Below are 16,627 nucleotides of genomic sequence, written 5' to 3'. Positions count from 1 at the left end.
AGTGACCTACGTTTTCGTTGATTTATTTCTTCGGCAACGCTCAGAACAATAAACGATTTCCTCCCAATTTCGCGCCCACTTCTTTCTCCAAGAAAATGGGCGCTGACAGACCGGACAGACTTTCATGGGAAGGTTGGATTTAAAACCTTTCATCGCGCTGAATGTTCACTCCTAATTTGGTTAAAACTACTTATCAAATAGGTACAGGTAATCGCCGTAGCCTAAACTCGCCATCTTGTTCACAGGTACAAATTTCATCGCAGCAGAGTTCATACAATAGCGTAATCCCGTCGGCTTCGGACCATCTTTAAACACATGACCTAGGTGTGAATCACCAAACTTACTGCGGATCTCCGTTCTAGGGTAGAGCAGTTTATAATCGGTTTTCTCCACGATGTAACCCGGGTTAATTGGTCGAGTAAAGCTTGGCCAACCTGTGCCAGATTTGTATTTATCAGTAGAAGAAAATAGCGGTTCACCGGTCACAATATCCACATAAATTCCCGCTTCTTTGTTGTCCCAGTATTCATTATCAAACGGACGCTCCGTGCCTTCTTCTTGCGTCACGTAATACTGTAGCTCTGTTAAGTTTGATTTGATTTCAGACTGAGCAGGCTTACTGTACGCTTTCACTTTCGAAAGCAGCTTTTTTTCTTCAATCAACTGTCGAAGTGTTTTAGGGCTTTCTTTTCGATCTTCACCAAATACTTCGTCGAGATATTTATCGCGACCTGATGCGTAGCGGTAGTATTTGTACTTCAGGCTACTCTTCTTGTAGTAATCCTGATGATACGACTCCGCAGGGTAAAACTTTTCAAACTCGATCAGCTCTGTTTTCAACGGTTTTGGATAGATCATCGCCTTGTCGATTTCCATCATAAACTGCTTAGCAATCTGCTTTTGCTCCGCATTATGATAGAAGATCGCCGGACGGTATTGAGGACCACGGTCAACAAATGAACCTTTATCGTCGGTAGGGTCGATATGACGGAAGAAGTAATCCAGCACTTGTTCGTAGTTCACAACAGCAGGATCGTACTTCACCTCAATCACTTCAATATGACCAGATTTACCAGAAGAGACTTGGCGGTAAGTCGGGTTTTCAATATGACCACCTGAATAACCTGATACAACATCGATTACGCCGGGCAGTTGCTCTAAATCCGATTCTGTACACCAGAAACAACCGCCAGCTAGCGTTGCGATTCTTGTATTCTCTGAAGCCTTCAGCTTATCCATCGTATCGGCGGTACCTGTTTTACTCAATAGTAGAAACAAGACTGGAAGTGCGAAGGAGAAACCGGCCAATAACTTAGACATATTCTTCATAGCTACCTCATCGTTATTTTTGTAGAAAGTGTTACTTGAATAAAAAGTGTTACGTATAGAGAAAGGTAACCGAGCGAAAAAATTACAGTAATGTTGAAAATTCCGTTGCCCTTTTATGCGATAGAGCTAAAGTATCGACAAGAAACATACCGCTAGTAAGGGCAACGATGCCTTGAATGAGCGATGCTAAATGAGGTAAATCATGCAAGCTGAAGTTAAATGGATAGAAGATTTTAAATTTCTTGGGCAATCTCAGTCGGGCCACTCCGTAGTGATGGATGGCAATGGCGGTGCAACCGCACCAAGCCCAATGGAAATGGTACTAATGGCTGCTGGTGGCTGTAGCTCTGTCGATGTTGTTGATGGTTTGAAAACAGCAGGCCAAAAGGTTTCGTCAGTTAATGCCAAGCTAACCACAGAGCGTCGTGAAACCGCACCGCGTATCTTTACGCAAGTGAATATCCACTTTGAAGTGTCAGGTGACGAGCTTGACCCAGAAGTCGTAGCAAAAGTGGCGGCTGACTCGCTAGAAAAATACTGCTCGGTTTGCTTAATGCTAGGCGAAGGTGTTGAGATGACCCACAGTTGGGAAATTGTGTAAGTTGACAGACTCCACAAAATATAAAAACAGGAAAGAGAAAAGTCCGGGCTTTTCTCTTTTTTTATTTCGCAGTTCACGTACCTTGTGAAGAATCTGAAAGCAGTAATTGCAGGTTGTAGGAGTCTTCCAGTGACAGAACTAGAAAAAATGATGTCTGGCCAGGTCTTTGATGGCATGGACAAAGAAATTGACGCCATTAGAAGCCATGCTCTTCAAGCACTTAGAGCACTTAATAATAACACCGACGAAAGTCAGCGCGACGAATTGCAAAAGCAGCTATTTGGCAAGGTAGGCCGTTGTATTGTCCAGTCCCCTTTTCATTGTGAATTTGGTAAGACCATCGAAATAGGTGAAGAAACCTTTATCAACATGAACGTGGTCATGCTCGATGGTGCCAAAATTACCATCGGGAACCACGTGCTCATTGGACCGAGCGTGCAATTCTATACCGCTTCTCATTCTGTTGATTACCGAAGTCGTCGACGTTGGGAAACGTTTTGTAAACCTATCACGATTGAAGATGATGTGTGGATTGGCGGAAATTCCGTTATTAACCAAGGTGTAACAGTTGGCGCTCGCTCGGTGATTGCGGCGAACTCGGTCGTTAACCATGATGTGCCGCCAGATTGTCTATACGGAGGCACGCCAGCTAAGTTGATTCGTCGTCTCAACGAAGAAGAGTAGAGATCAGTATGCAATAACACTGGCGATTAGAGAGTTCTGACTGAGCTCTCTTCGTCGAGTACATCGTTATATTTTAATGTTAATTTCTCATTCAATTGCTAAAAGAACGGCCCCAATTGATAAAGTCAGGGCAACGACAACAGAGTTCACAATAATAATACCCAGTAATAGAATCGACAAATAACGATACCATTCTGGTACTTCTCTAGAAATATTAGGTAATTTTCGCTTTTCACCTGAGCTAGGTTGAACGATTAAACGAACAAACATCAATGTTCGGAAAAATGCGTAAGGCCAACCTGTGAATAAAGAAAGCTCAAATTCATTAAAATATGGTTTTTTAAAATAGTTCCCAACAATCTCCTTCGGCATCAGAAAGTGCATGACACCGATAAAAATGGTTTGTAAGAAAATGACAAATACACCCATCATTAAAGTGTAAAAAAGGAATGTGATTACTTGCTGCATATAGACTCTATTCCAGTACTAGCGACTAAGTTTGGCTTGCTTTCAATTGAATTATAAAAGCTTTTTGCCACTTTACCGGATGCATAACCTACAGCCGTTGAACCGGCAGCGAGTACAATGGCAGTCCCCCAGCCAATAGGGTTTGATACTAAAAATAGACCGACTAACGCGCTGGTACCCATTCCTACAGCTGTGCTAGTTATTGACTCAACAAAAACTTCATTCTTCTCATGTTGGTCTTGTGTATTGGCAATCTGAATGCAGGAAGCCGTTAGACCAACACATACTAAAACATGTCCGCCAACTTTAGATGCTTGAGCTATTTTATTCAGTTTTTCGGCTTGTTTAACTATATGAGCATTCGCAGGTAACCCTCCACTTCGAGCTATGCGAATAGACTCGTAAGCTTTTTATTATTAAGTGATAAATTTAGCCTTTCATATGGAGCACCATACATGTTTAATATAATTGATGATAAGTTATCATGAGTTTTTATTTTATACTCAAATAATCCCGACACAGAGCACCTCTAGCTAATAATTTGTTTGTGCAGATACTAACAAAAAACTATATTTAAAAAGGTTTATTTTTTGCATTCTAGACTTTCATTTTAAAAAGTTACAAATTAGCTGATGTATTTATTATTTGTATGAAATTGTTAATGTGATTTTTTACATTTAAAGTGTGATATTAAACTTGGTTGGATAAGTGAAGGTCATACATGATTTGCTAGTGATAAAAAACCTGCGATAAAAAATACAAGTGCTAACATTGTAGAGTTTATGATAATTGCCCATATTATTATGAAGGATAATAGGCGGTACCACCTAGGCCCCTCTTGGGATACATCAGGTAACTTTCGCTTTTCACCTGAGCTAGGTTGAACGATTAAATGAACAAACATCAATGTTCGGAAAAATGCTTAACGCCAACCTCCAAATATAGTTGGTCGTGTATAAAATGGATAACGTGTAATGGCGAGATGTAAGCCTTGTTTAACCAACAAAGGTTGGTTAAACAAGGCTAATAGTCGGTTATGGATGAATAACGATTTGTTGCTCCTCTGTCATCACAAGTGTCGCTTTGCTTTGTTCGATAAGTTGGGCAGCATAAGAAGGGGTAACTGCCTGCATATCACCTTTAGATCGAAGAGTTAAAGACTCCCACGCTTGATCTCGATATTTCCCTGCTTGGGTGTATTGAATCAGTACTTTCATAGCTTCACGCTCCGGTGTGGTTGACGTGCTACTTAAGTTAACGATCTTAAGTTGGTTGCGCATCTGTTAAAAATGAAACATTAGTTTAACCAAATGTGCCTTTCCAAATATCGCGCATTGAGCAGAGCAATTTAGAATCCTTGTGATGGAGGGATGAAAAACACTCAATCTTTCGATTCATACTGCGCAATATAATGTTTGAGAGATTTGGTTTCCGCACTCTGAAACTCTTCATCGTGCATACGCAGTGCTTGGATACGGTCGAGGCGGAACTGGCGGTAGTCATCGCGCAATTCGCACCAGGCGACCAGCGTCCAGACTTTGCCCCAAAAGAACTGGCCTAACGGTTGGATTTTTCTTTCGGTCACTTGTCCGCTTTCATCTTGGTAATCCAAACTGACCTTAAACTGATGATCAATCGCGTGGCGCAGAAGCTGCCCTCGTTTGGCAGTCTCGGATTGGGTGTGATAATCGGGCACAATCAGCGGACAATCTTCCACTTGTTGTTTGAGCTTATCGGGCAATACCGAAAGTATTTTGGTGGACGCAGAGTGAGACGCTTCGGCGAGTTCGGCATCCGACCAGGCTCGAACCATCCGCATACCCAGTTCAAGCGCCATCATCTCTTTTTCTGAGAACATCAAAGGCGGCAGATGAGAGCCAGCTTGCAATAGGTAGCCAACACCTGCTTCACCCTGAATAGGAACACCAGAACTGAGCAACGACTGAATATCGCGATAAATCGTACGTTCGCTGACTTCCATTCTTTCTGCGAGCTCTTTCGCTGTCACGGCGTAACGCTTTGCGCGCAGAAGCGTCAGTAGCTCAAACAGTCGTTCTGATTTGCTCATGATGTTCCTTATCTAGACCTACTGGTTGTTAGTGGTAGTGTGGCTGATTACTTCTCTAGCTCACTGCACATTTTTAAGTTGTGATGTTTAAGCTCGAAGCTTTCGCAGTCAATCATTGATAACAGAGGCTGAAATTCAACAGCTTGCTTAATCTGTTTTCCCGCCTGTTTTGCATCGTCCATTGAACGCCAGTAAATGATGTCTGTCCACACATCGTCCGTCGCTTCGTGACTGAGTGAGCGATACAAAAAGCCCGGCAGATTCTTCACAAACGTTTGTGACTGTTTGACAGCAGCGATCACGTCTTGCTCTGTTGTGCCTGCGGTTAGACGAAATTGCACAGTTTCGATAACGGTTTCCATATTGTGATTCCTTATTGGTTTTGGCGGATTGCCTGTTGAGTTCCAAATAAGGTTACGCGGATGGAATGTCAGAACATGTCAGTAGTGAAATCTCACTCACTTATCATCAATATGGTTATTTTTCTGGGCTGTTGTAACGATCCCAGTAAGGTAAATCTGTGCCGAGTTTTTCGCTGATAAAATCGATAAAGGCTCTTACTTTCAACGGCATGTGCTTGCGTTCAGGAAAAACCGCATAAATGGCGTGTTCTGGTAGAGAATACTCTTCCATCACCGGTTTTAGATTTCCTGCAGCAAAGTCTCTTCCTGCAATAAACGTCGGCAGTTGAGCAATGCCCGAGCCTCTTAACAGCAACTGGCGAATGGCTTCGCTGTTATTGACGATAAAGTTTCCTTTTGGAAGTACCTTGTATTCGCTGCCGTTGTTGATGAACATCCATTCGACGCCGCCACGGAAATAGGAGTAGCGCAGGCAGTTGTGACTGACTAAATCACTTGGTTTTTGTGGTGTTCCAAACTCCGCTAAGTAATCTGGCGAGGCACAAAGCACACTTTTACAAGGGGCGAGACGTTTTGCGATGAGATTGGAAGAGGTGAGTTCACCAATACGGATCCCCAAATCAAAACCGTCTTTAACCAAATCGACCATTTTGTCTTCGAGGTTTAAATCCACTTCAATTTTCGGGTAACGAGCGAGAAACTCACGGATCAAAGGCGCGATATGCAGTACACCGAAAGACATCGGCACGGTAATTTTGAGCCGACCTTGTGGAGAGCCTTGCAGTTCCGATACCGCGTCCACGCCTTGCTGGGCTAGGTTGAGCGCTTGAGAGGCGTACTCAAAATAGCGTTCTCCTGCTTCGGTCAGGCTCAGCTTACGCGTAGTTCGATTAAGGAGACGAATGCCCAAATCGTCTTCTAGTTGGTTGATGCGTTTGCTGATCGCCGATTTCGTCAGATTCAGCTGTTTGGCCGCAAGGGAAAAGCTGCCGCATTCGACAACAGCAACAAAAACGGGCAGGGAGGCAATCGCGTTCACATCAATCTCCTATTATCGTGAAGCATTTATTGTTGAGCACAAGGATACAATTAATTTCCAATTATAGAGATTATCTTCAAGAAGAAAACAATCTAGACTATGCACCAGTATTACGACCTTGATTTTGGGAAGAAGAAAATGAAGTACGATTGGATCCTGTTTGACGCTGACGAAACCTTATTCCACTTTGATGCTTTCAAAGGTTTGCAGCTTATGTTTTCTCGCAAAGGCGTAGATTTTACTGAACAAGACTTTACTCATTACCAAACCGTAAACAAACCGCTTTGGGTGGATTACCAAGACGGCAAAGTAACGGCAGATGAGCTAAAACATAAGCGTTTTACCGAGTGGGCTGAGAAGTTGAATACTACAACAGCAGATCTCAACAGCGCATTTTTAGAAGCGATGGCCGATATTTGCAGCTTGTTGCCAGGTGCAAAAGAGCTGATGGAAGCGCTGCAAGGCAAAGCTAAAATGGGCATCATCACCAACGGTTTTACAGAGTTGCAAGCAATTCGCCTTGAGCGCACAGGGATGACTGAGTACTTCGATAAAGTGGTGATCTCTGAACAAGTGGGCGTAGCAAAACCGGACTTAGGTATTTTTGAATACGCGATGCAGCAAATGGGCAACCCATGCAAAACGCGCGTACTGATGGTGGGTGACAACCTGCATTCCGATATTCTGGGTGGTAATAATTTTGGTATTGAAACTTGCTGGTTAAATACCACAGGCGCAAGCGTTGATGAGCGTATCGCACCAAATTACACCGTTGAGTCTTTGAGTGAACTAAAGAACATTTTGGTGGCGTAACCGAATCGGGTATTATTCCGCAGTAACCCTCGGAAAAATCAAGGAATAACCATGTCAGACATCAAACAGCTAGACAGCAAAGTCGTTTACCAGAATAAGTGGATGACGGTGCGTGAGGACAAAATTTTACGTCCGAGCGGCGCAGAGGGCATCTATGGTGTGGTCGACAAACCTGATTGTGCTGCGATTCTGGCTATCGATAACGGGATGATTCACTTGGTTCAGCAGTACCGTTACACCGTAGGTCAACGTTGTTGGGAGATCCCACAAGGGGCGTGGGAATCAAACCCAGATGCGGATCATCTTGAGCTTGCCAAAGGCGAGCTGCGTGAAGAAACGGGCATGCAGGCGAGCGCCATGGCGTATGTCGGCGCGCAGTTTATCGCATACGGCTTTTTGAATCAGACATGTCACGTCTACTTCGCCAGTGATTTAACGGACGTGGGCAATCAACTCGACAGTGAAGAAGAGGATTTGATCACTCGCGCTTTTTCTGTTGAGGAGTTCGAACAGATGATGATCGACGGTACGATCAAAGATTGTGTCACCATCGCTGCTTATGGTTTGGCGAAGCTGAAGAAATTCATTTAGTTATTCATGACGATTTTTTAATGAAAACAGCGGCCTAGTGCCGCTGTTTTTTAGTTTGGGTGAGCTCGTTGAGCCATCGCTTACTCGTCGATTTTCTTACCTAAGATTTCCACTTGCGCTTTTTTAGTCACCCCCACGACTTGCAGCGCAGTGCTGCCAACCGATTCATAGTTCAACTCGATTTTGTCTAACTTCGCGTTATCTTTTGTTGGTAGGCTTAAGCTTCTTGATGACATGCCTTTAGTCAGAACACCTAAACTGTCGAACGTCTTTTCCTGACCATCTTTCATGATCACTTTAACGCTTTTCAGATCGACCGTACCTTGCGTACATTTGATTTTGATGTGGCTGAAACGAGCGTTAGCAAATGGTGACAGTGGATTGACTGTGTCGGTTTCTGATTTAAAACTGACGGTTTTATCTGCAATCTTGTCCCAATCGTTGTCTCCTGCAACCGATTGGAAAGAGGCTACAGCCGCTAAAAGACAGAGTGCGATGGTGTTGAACAGTTTCATAGCTTTTCCTTACCTTAGGTTTAGATATTCTGTTTAATCAGTTCGATGACGTGTGTGACTTCGTCTTGAGTTAAAGCCCCTTCTTTCACGAATAAAATTTCGCCTTGTTTATTTTGTACGATAATCGCAGAACTTTCTTGCTGTAGATCCCAAGTTGTTGCTAATACGCCATTTTTGTCTAACACCATGGAAGACCAAGAGAATGTCTTTTTGCTGTCCTCTGCCGACGATTTAACAAATGTACCGGTTCCCCATATGGCGTCTTCTTGGTTGATCACGGTTGTGGTCTGATACTGTTCTTCAGGAAAGTGAGCGGCAGTGATTGCTGACATCAGCGGCGCGTTCATCTCTTTAGCTTTACTACGACCTGCAATGGCTTGTATCACACGGACTTTGCCTAACATCTGCTGAGTTGCCCAAGGTTGATAAGCCACATCGTCTCCTTGCAGCGTCATTTCGCCATAGGTATCAATGCTGACGGAAGGGGTGGTTTGACCGACAGAAAGGTTATGAGAGAAGGCGAATGTCGGGGCGAGTGCGAGTAAGAGTGACAGAACAGATGGAGTTTTCATTGGGGGTTCCTGTAACGAAGTGAGGTTAGAGCGAATCAAAATAAGGGGCAAATACGATGCCCCTTATCGGATGTGGCGTTTAGTTAGAAAGTACAACGCGCGCATTTAGCGGTTGCAGCGGACGATTGTTTTGTCCCATGACTTCCATCAGTTTCGCGGCTTGATCTTTGGATAAGGTTTGAGTGTCTTTAAGCACAAACCAGCGCACACCTTCTGAACATGGTGGTGTGGTTAAAGAGCCGTTAAACCGATAGTAGTTTGCAGTTTTTGGCAGTAAGTCGTTAATCTCAAACGTATCTTTAAAGAAGGTGGTTTGATTCTCTTGTGGGATTGCGTTGATCAGTTTAGACAGCGCTGCGTTTTGATCGCCAGCATCAAAGATCACCGAAATTACCGCCAACTCGCCGTCTGCGTTGGCGTGTACAAAGTGCGCTTCAAGTGGATACTGGCGGCCTTTGATTTGGTTTTCTGAAGGTGTGTGGAAATGGAACTGTTGCAGCTCGAACGTCTCGCCATCAATGGTGAAGCTATTACGTCCGTTCACTTGCGCTTGCAGCGTATGACCATTGTTGGTTAAACCAATGACCTGACCAGTGTACGAAAGGTTCAGTGCTTCCAGTTTTGCATCGGCTGGGTTGTCGATGTTGATTGGGCTTTGGTTTTTCGTGGTTGCGCAGTCTTTGGCGATTTTTCCCCAGTGCTCTGGCCCGTGTTTGTCATTGCCATAGCCCCATTCCGAAGCCTGAGCTGCGCTTAGAGTGAGAAGTGAGAGTGAAAAAGCAAGTAGTGTTTTGTTCATAATAATGTCTCTGTTCGGTCGCTTCGATAAGCGTTGTTACAAGGCAATGACCTAGAGGTTTGATCACTGCCTGACAAATTAGAAACGGTGGCTGAGCTGGGCACCAATTAGGAACGCATTTGAATGGGTCACGCCCGTTACCATCGGTGCAGGAACACCTTCATACGCGTACTCTTCTACGTTGACATCTTCACCAATCAAGTACGTCATGCCGATGTCAACCGTGGTATCTGATGACCATTGGTAAGAGGCCCCCGCAGATAACCAGTGACGGTTCGAATCTGGAATAGAAAGCGAGGTCAGCTCATCGACAGGTGTTTTGTCGAACATGTAACCCGTGCGAAGTGTCCAACGTTCATTGGCGTACCAAGTCGCACCGATGGAGTAGTGCGCGGAGTCTTGCCACTGAAAATCTTTTAGCAACTGATCATCAGCTTTCAAGCTGTCAAATGCTGACCAACCAATCCACTGCACAGAATAGTGCAGGGCAAATTTAGGTAAGACGCGGTGATAACCGGAAAACTCCGCAATATCCGGTAGCGGCATAGCAAGCGAGTCGTACGATTCGCCCGCAAAGTGGATGTCGCCCTTGGCATCTATGTTAGGGCTGTGCTTGTAGCTTAAACCTAAGCGATGACGTTCGTTAAACTCGTACATCATGCCAATATTCGCACCAAGCCCAATGCCGCCTGCTTCCACATCAAGTGCGTTGCCTTTTACGGATCCACAGCGTTGTTCTAGTTCGTTTCCAAGTATGTTCCCACCAACGCAAAAACCCACGTCCATATCGCGGTACAGCTCACCAGAGCCGTAAATCACATCAATACCACCACCGATACTAAAACGATCGTTCACCTTGTATGCCAAGCTTGCGCCAAGGTTGACACTCGCTACGCTGGTGACACCGCCAAAAACAGGTGCGCCATAGTTTGGTTTAAACTCCATGTCGGTTCCGAAGTTGGAATATGCCGATAAGCCTAGATACCAGTCGTCGTTGATAGGGTGAATAAAGTAAAAATTGGGTACAACGGCTGGTTGACCAACGCCATCGACGTCATCAATGTCGGTCACGGTTTGAGAGAAGGACGGGGTAATGTCAACTTGAGGGGGCGGAGGAAAACCACCCATACCAACATTGACATCCGCATTAATGTTAGCTCGATGATATTGCGTATTTTTAACGGTAACGCCAGGTTTGACGTAAGTGACACCGAACGATAAGGCATTTTGTTTAAACAGCGTCATCGCTGCGGCGTTGCGGCTGACTACAGACGCATTATCACCAATGACGGCATCACCAGCAAAAGCACGACCAAGACCCGTCGCCGAATGTTCGTTAATTTGAAAACCACCGGCATACGCCGTCGATGAGGCTAAACCGATTAATAAATAAATCGGTGAAAGAGTGAATTGTCGCTGCATGTTTTTTCTCATGAATTAATTAGAGATTGTATTGCAACGAAAAGCAGTAAAATAAACAAATCTGACCAGTATATTTAGGAGTAAAACTAACAGTATGTTGACAATAAATAAATTTAACTTAATAAATATTTATTGATGAATTTATTAATGGTTCATGTCGTGAATGTGGTGATTATTTTACGTGTAAATTAAACTCAGAGCCTCTATTTTTATTTTTGCGGTATTACTTCTCTATTTTTATTGTGCTGACTGTTCCCTAACAAACAGAGGCAAATCCAGCGATAAAGTGTCCGTGATGGAAACTCTGAGTCATTTGTATTTCCATTGCATCCCAACGTTGGTAGTTCGAATCAGCAAGAGAACTATCGTTTTAAACCCACATGACACACTCCTCTCGGTCTTACCTGTGTTATGTGGGTATTTTTTATTTAACTTGTCACTTAACTCCTCTTGAAATTCAATAATTAAAAATGGCCATAATGAAATTTAAATTGATGGCATATTGAATAATTTTGGACTTTACTGGTTTGTTGGTATTTAAAAATTTTGTTTATAATACTTATAACTTGAATTTCTATATTAAAAATGGTCTTTGCTATACGTATTGAATAATATAGTTTTGAAGTGACTATAATATCTCGGATTTTTCACATTAATGATGTTATTCCTTCAGTATCTTGACGTTAATTTACCTATCTTTACGTCTCGTACCCTGTACGGCTAAGAAAAATAGCAGTATAAAATCAAAACGATTATTTACTTCACTCCTGCTATGAAACTCAATAAAAAATGGATCGTTTTGTGTGGCCTACTTGCTATTGGTGCTGGTGGTTATCATTATCTGCAACGTCCAGAACCCATTTCTCCTTACGCGACAGAAGTCGTTCGTAAAGGCAATATCGAAAAGGCGGTATTAGCCAACGGCATGTTGCAAGCGTCCAAATTGGTGAATGTCGGTGCGCAAGTATCTGGGCAAATTCAACGCCTCGCTGTGAACTTAGGGGATGAGATCAAACAGGGAGATTTGATTGCACAGATTGACAGCCTGACTCAGCAAAATAGCCTCAAAGAAGCCCAAGCGTCTCTTAATAGTCTCAATGCTCAGTATCAAGCTAAGCAAGCGCAGATTAAACAAGCAAGCTATGAATTCGTGCGCCAAAAAGGCATGTTGGCGGCGAAAGCGAGCTCACGAGCTGATTACGAGAATGCCGAAGCGACGCTCGCCATCTACAAAGCCGAGTTAGCGCAACTGGATGCCGAAATCGAGAAAGCCAAAATCAACGTCGACAATGCGCAGTTAGATCTCGGTTACACCACCATCAACGCACCGATGGATGGCACGGTGGTCTACACCGCGGTGGAAGAAGGACAAACCGTAAACGCCAATCAAACCACGCCAACTATTATCGAGTTAGCTAAGTTAGATACGATGACAGTGAAAGCCGAAATTTCGGAAGCCGATGTGATTTTTGTTCACCCCGGCCAAACGGCGCTGTTCACCATTTTAGGCAAACCGAATCAGCAGTTTAAAGGCACATTGCGCGCCATTGAGCCGGGGCCAACAATCATGGATGGCGATGACAGCGATTTGAGCATTTCAGATAGCGACGCCATTTACTACAACGCTGTATTTGATGTGAAGAACCCGCAAGGTATTTTGCGCATCGGCATGACTGCGCAAGTTTCGATTGTCCTTGAGCAATCGGAAAATACCTTGATTGTCCCTTCACAAGTGCTGCAAAAATCTGGCGGCAAAGGCAACTATACCGTGCCAGTGCTTGAACAGGGCCAAGTGGTGCAAAAGCCCGTGACAGTGGGTATCAACAACAAAGTGAACGCAGAAATTCTCTCAGGTTTGAAGGAGGGCGACCAAGTTGTTCTTGGCAATGCTATGGATGGAGAATCATCAAGCCGAGGTGATCGTCGTCGACCTCCAATGAGGTTCTAAGATGAGTGACGTGCTTTTAAAAGTTGAGGATTTAACTCGACGATTTGTCTCTGGCGACGAGTCGCTTACCGTGTTGAACCACATTAATTTAGAGATAAAACGCGGTGAAATGGTCGCGATCGTGGGTGCATCAGGCTCAGGTAAATCGACGCTGATGAATGTGCTCGGCTGTTTGGATAAACCGTCCAGCGGTCGATACTTCATTAATGGGCAAGATGTATCGACGTTGGAATCCGACCAACTGGCGGAACTGCGCCGCGAGTATTTTGGCTTTATATTCCAGCGTTACCATCTGCTGGGGGATTTAACCGCGGTGGCAAACGTGGAAGTACCTGCGGTTTACGCGGGAGTTCCTCATCGTCAAAGAACGGAACGAGCGCAGTCGTTATTGGCTCGCTTAGGGCTGGAAGATCGTTTCACTCACAAGCCCAGCCAACTGAGTGGTGGCCAGCAACAGCGCGTGAGTGTTGCTCGTGCACTGATGAACGGTGGTGAGGTGATTCTCGCTGATGAGCCCACTGGCGCATTAGACAGTCACAGTGGGCAAGAGATGATGGCACTGCTTAAAGAGTTGCATCAACTTGGGCATACTATCATCTTAGTGACTCATGATATGAACGTGGCGAACTTTGCGGATCGCATCATTGAAATCAAAGATGGTGAAATCATTGCAGATACGCCAAATGCACAAGTTGTAATCAATGAGCAAGCAGCAAAGAGACCGAACGCGTCTTTTCATCGCCCAGCGCAAGCCGCCAGTAAGTGGTGGAAGTGGGACAGTTTTATTGACGCGCTCAAAATGGCGCTGCTGGCGATGTCTAGCCACAGAATGCGTACGTTTTTGACCATGCTCGGCATCATTATTGGTATAGCCTCGGTGGTTTCCGTGGTGGCACTAGGTAATGGTTCACAACAGCAAATTTTGTCGAATATTTCATCCATGGGAACAAACACCATTGATGTCAGGCCGGGCAAAGGGTTTGGTGACCGCCGCTCCGGACGAGTGAAAACGCTAACCGCCGACGATGCTAAATCGTTGGAGAGTCTACCTTTTGTCGACAGTGTCACGCCGTCTTTATCCAACAGCTTAACCGTGCGTTACGCCAATCAGGATGCAACCGCGTCTGTGGAAGGGGTTGGGGAAGATTATTTCCGTGTGCGCGGTTATGAGATTGCCAAAGGTCAGTTTTGGGATGAAGAGAGCGTGAACTCACTCGCCCAAGAAGCAGTGATTGATGACAACACCAGAAAGGAAATGTTTGCGGATAGAAATCCGATTGGTGAAGTGATTTTTCTTGGTTCATTGCCAGTGCGTATTGTGGGTGTCACGCAGAAAAAAGAAGACGCGTTTGGTAACAGCGACGCGCTGAAAATTTGGGTGCCATACACCACTATGTCGGGACGCATGATGGGACAACGCTACCTCAACGGCATTACTGTACGGATTGATGAGAACGCCCCAAGTGCGGCGGTAGAGCAGAGCATCATCAACTTGTTAAAAATGCGCCACGGTACAGAAGATTTCTTCACGATTAACACTGACACCATTCGTCAGAGCATCGAGAAAACCACCGCAACCATGACGTTACTGATCTCAGCGATTGCGGTGATCTCCCTAATTGTCGGCGGAATTGGCGTAATGAACATTATGTTGGTGTCGGTGACAGAGCGCACGAAAGAGATCGGTGTGCGAATGGCTGTGGGTGCGCGGCAAGCGGATATTTTGCGTCAGTTTTTGATTGAAGCGGTACTGGTGTGTTTGTGTGGTGGCATTGCTGGTATTGGCTTGGCGTTTTTGATTGGTTTTGCATTCAGTACATCTGGCAGCAGCTTCCAAATGATTTACTCAATGAACTCGATCATCTGGGCGTTTATTTGCTCAACGTTGATTGGCATCGCTTTCGGCTTTTTACCCGCTCGCAATGCCGCCAAACTCGATCCGATAGAAGCGCTAGCGAGAGACTAAAAATGAGTAACACAATGAAATTCAAAACTCGATTGGTCGCGGCTGCCTTAAGCGCAGTGTGGTTGTCAGGTTGTGGTTCGCTTATGCGTAGCGACTATCAAGCTCCTGAGGTGCAAGTGCCTGCAAATTGGCAACAGATGCATGTTGCGGGTGATGTCAGTATGGATCCTTGGTGGTTGGCGTTTAACGACCCAACGCTTAATCAATACATTACTCAGGTGTTGGCTCAAAACAACGATTTGACGCTGGCAACGCTAACGCTAAAGAAAGCGCGTTTACAGCTGGGTTTAGCGCAAGATGACCTTTTCCCTACGTTGAGTTCTTCCACATCAGGACAAGTTCAAAAATCTCTTGATGGCGGGGAATCGGCAGATAGCTACAGCACTAACTTGTCCGTCAATTACGAGTTGGATTTGTGGGGAAAAATCTCGGCGGACGTTGACCAAGCCAAGTGGACGGCGATGGCAAGTCAACAAGATCGCGAGGCGACCGCACAAAGTTTGGTGGCAACGACGGCATCGTTATATTGGCAAATCGGCTATCTGAAACAGCGCTTAAACCTCAGTCAGCGTAATGTGGAAGACGCAGCTCAAACGCTACAATTGATTGAAAAACAGTACCAACTTGGCGCTGTGGATCAGTTAGATGTGCTTGAAGCCAAACGTACGTTGGCAAGCTTACAAGCGCAGCAAAGTGAGTTTGAACAGAGTTTACTTGAGGCAAACAACGCCTTTGCGATTTTGTTCAATCAACCGCCGAAGAGCATCAGTGCAAACATCCAAATGCTGCCTGAAGGCGATATGCCATCGTTGAGTGTTGGTGCTCCGTCTGATTTATTGATCCGCAGACCCGACATTAAAGCAGCGATTTATGACGTCAAAGCCGCGCTAGCTAATAAAGACGCAGCAGATTTGGACTACTTGCCTAAGCTGACGCTCACTGGGGCTTTGGGGGGATCGTCACAAGCGCTCAAAGACCTGCTTTCCAACCCGATCGGCAGTTTAGGTGCGGATATGACGCTACCGTTTTTGCAGTGGAATGAGATGAAAAACAGCCAAGCCATTGCCGATTTGGACTATCAATCGGCCATTGTGAGTTATCGCCAAGTGTTGTACGCCGCATTCCAAGATGTCGAAAATGCCTTGTCGGCACGAGAAAAATTGAAGTATCAAGCGGCGCGTTTACAAGAACAATATGATGCCGCAAGTGCCGCTGAGTCCATATATGCCGCGCGGTATCAGTATGGCTCGACATCGATCATGGACTATTTGAATGCCCAAGAAGACACCAGAAACGCACAAGCTTCTTTGTTGGAGAACCGCTACAACCAGTTTCTCACTCAGGTTACGCTTTACCAGTCTTTAGGAGGAGCCGACGTTGCGCCGTTGTAATTAGGGGTCAGCACACACTAGCGAAGCGCCATGCAACAAAGCCTTTTTGAAGGTATTAC

General features: G+C 45.0%; 19 protein-coding genes. 7 read left to right on the top strand and 12 right to left on the bottom strand.

Annotation, left to right across the window (positions count from 1 at the left end):
- Positions 1-6: 6 nt before the first annotated feature.
- Both R7P74_RS19525 and msrB read right to left on the bottom strand, forming a co-directional pair.
- Complete coding sequence (locus R7P74_RS19525) at positions 7-153, bottom strand: DUF2256 domain-containing protein (protein ID WP_005374142.1); 147 nt, start codon at positions 151-153, stop codon at positions 7-9.
- 33 nt (positions 154-186) lie between these two features.
- Positions 187-1,329, bottom strand: a complete 1,143-nt coding sequence (msrB, locus tag R7P74_RS19520) for a peptide-methionine (R)-S-oxide reductase MsrB (RefSeq protein ID WP_005374134.1) — start codon at positions 1,327-1,329, stop codon at positions 187-189.
- Between the two features lie 202 nt (positions 1,330-1,531).
- Between msrB and R7P74_RS19515 the strand changes: the two genes are divergently transcribed.
- Together R7P74_RS19515 and R7P74_RS19510 are read left to right on the top strand one after the other, a co-directional pair.
- On the top strand, positions 1,532-1,930 hold the full coding sequence (locus R7P74_RS19515) for an OsmC family protein (RefSeq protein WP_005374132.1): 399 nt from the start codon (positions 1,532-1,534) through the stop codon (positions 1,928-1,930).
- 129 nt (positions 1,931-2,059) lie between these two features.
- On the top strand, positions 2,060-2,614 hold the full coding sequence (locus R7P74_RS19510) for a sugar O-acetyltransferase (RefSeq protein ID WP_031780875.1): 555 nt from the start codon (positions 2,060-2,062) through the stop codon (positions 2,612-2,614).
- A gap of 87 nt (positions 2,615-2,701) precedes the next feature.
- Here R7P74_RS19510 and R7P74_RS19505 read toward each other — a convergent pair whose 3' ends face one another.
- From R7P74_RS19505 to R7P74_RS19480, 6 genes are all read right to left on the bottom strand, one after another.
- Entirely contained in the window at positions 2,702-3,082 is a 381-nt protein-coding gene (locus R7P74_RS19505; RefSeq protein ID WP_213898714.1) for a hypothetical protein, read from the bottom strand.
- A complete protein-coding gene (locus R7P74_RS19500) occupies positions 3,070-3,264 on the bottom strand; it encodes a hypothetical protein (RefSeq protein WP_225455344.1) in 195 nt (64 codons plus the stop codon). Before R7P74_RS19500 ends, R7P74_RS19505 begins: the two co-directional genes overlap by 13 nt.
- Positions 3,265-4,116: 852 nt before the next feature.
- Complete coding sequence (locus R7P74_RS19495) at positions 4,117-4,299, bottom strand: hypothetical protein (RefSeq protein WP_021035913.1); 183 nt, start codon at positions 4,297-4,299, stop codon at positions 4,117-4,119.
- A 164-nt stretch (positions 4,300-4,463) separates the two neighbouring features.
- Complete coding sequence (locus R7P74_RS19490) at positions 4,464-5,150, bottom strand: helix-turn-helix transcriptional regulator (protein ID WP_005497912.1); 687 nt, start codon at positions 5,148-5,150, stop codon at positions 4,464-4,466.
- 47 nt (positions 5,151-5,197) lie between these two features.
- Positions 5,198-5,512 (bottom strand): hypothetical protein, encoded by a 315-nt coding sequence (locus tag R7P74_RS19485; RefSeq protein ID WP_213876792.1) that lies wholly within the window; start codon positions 5,510-5,512, stop codon positions 5,198-5,200.
- A gap of 115 nt (positions 5,513-5,627) precedes the next feature.
- Positions 5,628-6,551 carry a LysR family transcriptional regulator gene (locus tag R7P74_RS19480; RefSeq protein WP_318123088.1) on the bottom strand — a complete coding sequence of 308 codons (924 nt, stop codon included), beginning with the start codon at positions 6,549-6,551 and terminating at the stop codon, positions 5,628-5,630.
- 138 nt (positions 6,552-6,689) lie between these two features.
- Here R7P74_RS19480 and yjjG point away from each other — a divergent pair, with 138 nt between their 5' ends.
- Positions 6,690-7,364 (top strand): pyrimidine 5'-nucleotidase, encoded by a 675-nt coding sequence (yjjG, locus tag R7P74_RS19475; RefSeq protein WP_182039681.1) that lies wholly within the window; start codon positions 6,690-6,692, stop codon positions 7,362-7,364.
- 51 nt (positions 7,365-7,415) lie between these two features.
- Positions 7,416-7,955, top strand: coding sequence for an NUDIX domain-containing protein (locus R7P74_RS19470; RefSeq protein WP_020834877.1), 540 nt, complete (start codon positions 7,416-7,418; stop codon positions 7,953-7,955).
- Positions 7,956-8,035: 80 nt separating this feature from the next.
- On the opposite strand, the gene R7P74_RS19465 is transcribed toward R7P74_RS19470, so the two are convergent.
- From R7P74_RS19465 to R7P74_RS19450, 4 genes are all read right to left on the bottom strand, one after another.
- On the bottom strand, positions 8,036-8,470 hold the full coding sequence (locus tag R7P74_RS19465) for a hypothetical protein (protein ID WP_085569217.1): 435 nt from the start codon (positions 8,468-8,470) through the stop codon (positions 8,036-8,038).
- Between the two features lie 20 nt (positions 8,471-8,490).
- Positions 8,491-9,042 carry a YtfJ family protein gene (locus R7P74_RS19460; RefSeq protein ID WP_065769302.1) on the bottom strand — a complete coding sequence of 184 codons (552 nt, stop codon included), beginning with the start codon at positions 9,040-9,042 and terminating at the stop codon, positions 8,491-8,493.
- A 79-nt stretch (positions 9,043-9,121) separates the two neighbouring features.
- Complete coding sequence (locus R7P74_RS19455; protein ID WP_053349369.1) at positions 9,122-9,841, bottom strand: carbonic anhydrase; 720 nt, start codon at positions 9,839-9,841, stop codon at positions 9,122-9,124.
- 78 nt (positions 9,842-9,919) lie between these two features.
- Positions 9,920-11,263: an OmpP1/FadL family transporter gene (locus R7P74_RS19450; protein WP_318123087.1), complete on the bottom strand. Its 1,344-nt coding sequence runs from the start codon at positions 11,261-11,263 to the stop codon at positions 9,920-9,922.
- Positions 11,264-12,035: 772 nt separating this feature from the next.
- Between R7P74_RS19450 and R7P74_RS19445 the strand changes: the two genes are divergently transcribed.
- The 3 genes from R7P74_RS19445 to R7P74_RS19435 are packed head-to-tail and all read left to right on the top strand — an operon-like array spanning position 12,036 to position 16,568.
- On the top strand, positions 12,036-13,211 hold the full coding sequence (locus R7P74_RS19445; RefSeq protein ID WP_025627543.1) for an efflux RND transporter periplasmic adaptor subunit: 1,176 nt from the start codon (positions 12,036-12,038) through the stop codon (positions 13,209-13,211).
- A 1-nt stretch (position 13,212) separates the two neighbouring features.
- On the top strand, positions 13,213-15,177 hold the full coding sequence (locus R7P74_RS19440; RefSeq protein ID WP_318123085.1) for a MacB family efflux pump subunit: 1,965 nt from the start codon (positions 13,213-13,215) through the stop codon (positions 15,175-15,177).
- Between the two features lie 14 nt (positions 15,178-15,191).
- Positions 15,192-16,568, top strand: a complete 1,377-nt coding sequence (locus R7P74_RS19435; protein WP_318108234.1) for an efflux transporter outer membrane subunit — start codon at positions 15,192-15,194, stop codon at positions 16,566-16,568.
- The last annotated feature ends 59 nt before the right edge of the window (positions 16,569-16,627 follow it).

The organism is Vibrio sp. 2033 (assembly GCF_033339735.1).
Note: the sequence above shows the minus strand (reverse complement) of the source record. Positions and strands in the feature narration are given on the sequence as shown.

Excerpts from the sequence above, each read along its gene's own strand:
- R7P74_RS19460 (WP_065769302.1), bottom strand. The coding sequence starts at position 9,042 with ATGAAAACTCCATCTGTTCTGTCACTCTTACTCGCACTCGCCCCGACA.
- R7P74_RS19500 (WP_225455344.1), bottom strand. The coding sequence starts at position 3,264 with ATGGGTACCAGCGCGTTAGTCGGTCTATTTTTAGTATCAAACCCTATT.
- R7P74_RS19435 (WP_318108234.1), top strand. The coding sequence starts at position 15,192 with ATGAAATTCAAAACTCGATTGGTCGCGGCTGCCTTAAGCGCAGTGTGG.
- R7P74_RS19515 (WP_005374132.1), top strand. The coding sequence starts at position 1,532 with ATGCAAGCTGAAGTTAAATGGATAGAAGATTTTAAATTTCTTGGGCAA.
- R7P74_RS19450 (WP_318123087.1), bottom strand. The coding sequence starts at position 11,263 with ATGCAGCGACAATTCACTCTTTCACCGATTTATTTATTAATCGGTTTA.
- R7P74_RS19485 (WP_213876792.1), bottom strand. The coding sequence starts at position 5,512 with ATGGAAACCGTTATCGAAACTGTGCAATTTCGTCTAACCGCAGGCACA.
- R7P74_RS19470 (WP_020834877.1), top strand. The coding sequence starts at position 7,416 with ATGTCAGACATCAAACAGCTAGACAGCAAAGTCGTTTACCAGAATAAG.
- R7P74_RS19440 (WP_318123085.1), top strand. The coding sequence starts at position 13,213 with ATGAGTGACGTGCTTTTAAAAGTTGAGGATTTAACTCGACGATTTGTC.
- R7P74_RS19495 (WP_021035913.1), bottom strand. The coding sequence starts at position 4,299 with ATGAAAGTACTGATTCAATACACCCAAGCAGGGAAATATCGAGATCAA.
- R7P74_RS19455 (WP_053349369.1), bottom strand. The coding sequence starts at position 9,841 with ATGAACAAAACACTACTTGCTTTTTCACTCTCACTTCTCACTCTAAGC.
- msrB (WP_005374134.1), bottom strand. The coding sequence starts at position 1,329 with ATGAAGAATATGTCTAAGTTATTGGCCGGTTTCTCCTTCGCACTTCCA.
- R7P74_RS19445 (WP_025627543.1), top strand. The coding sequence starts at position 12,036 with ATGAAACTCAATAAAAAATGGATCGTTTTGTGTGGCCTACTTGCTATT.
- R7P74_RS19525 (WP_005374142.1), bottom strand. The coding sequence starts at position 153 with ATGAAAGGTTTTAAATCCAACCTTCCCATGAAAGTCTGTCCGGTCTGT.
- R7P74_RS19505 (WP_213898714.1), bottom strand. The coding sequence starts at position 3,082 with ATGCAGCAAGTAATCACATTCCTTTTTTACACTTTAATGATGGGTGTA.
- yjjG (WP_182039681.1), top strand. The coding sequence starts at position 6,690 with ATGAAGTACGATTGGATCCTGTTTGACGCTGACGAAACCTTATTCCAC.
- R7P74_RS19490 (WP_005497912.1), bottom strand. The coding sequence starts at position 5,150 with ATGAGCAAATCAGAACGACTGTTTGAGCTACTGACGCTTCTGCGCGCA.
- R7P74_RS19465 (WP_085569217.1), bottom strand. The coding sequence starts at position 8,470 with ATGAAACTGTTCAACACCATCGCACTCTGTCTTTTAGCGGCTGTAGCC.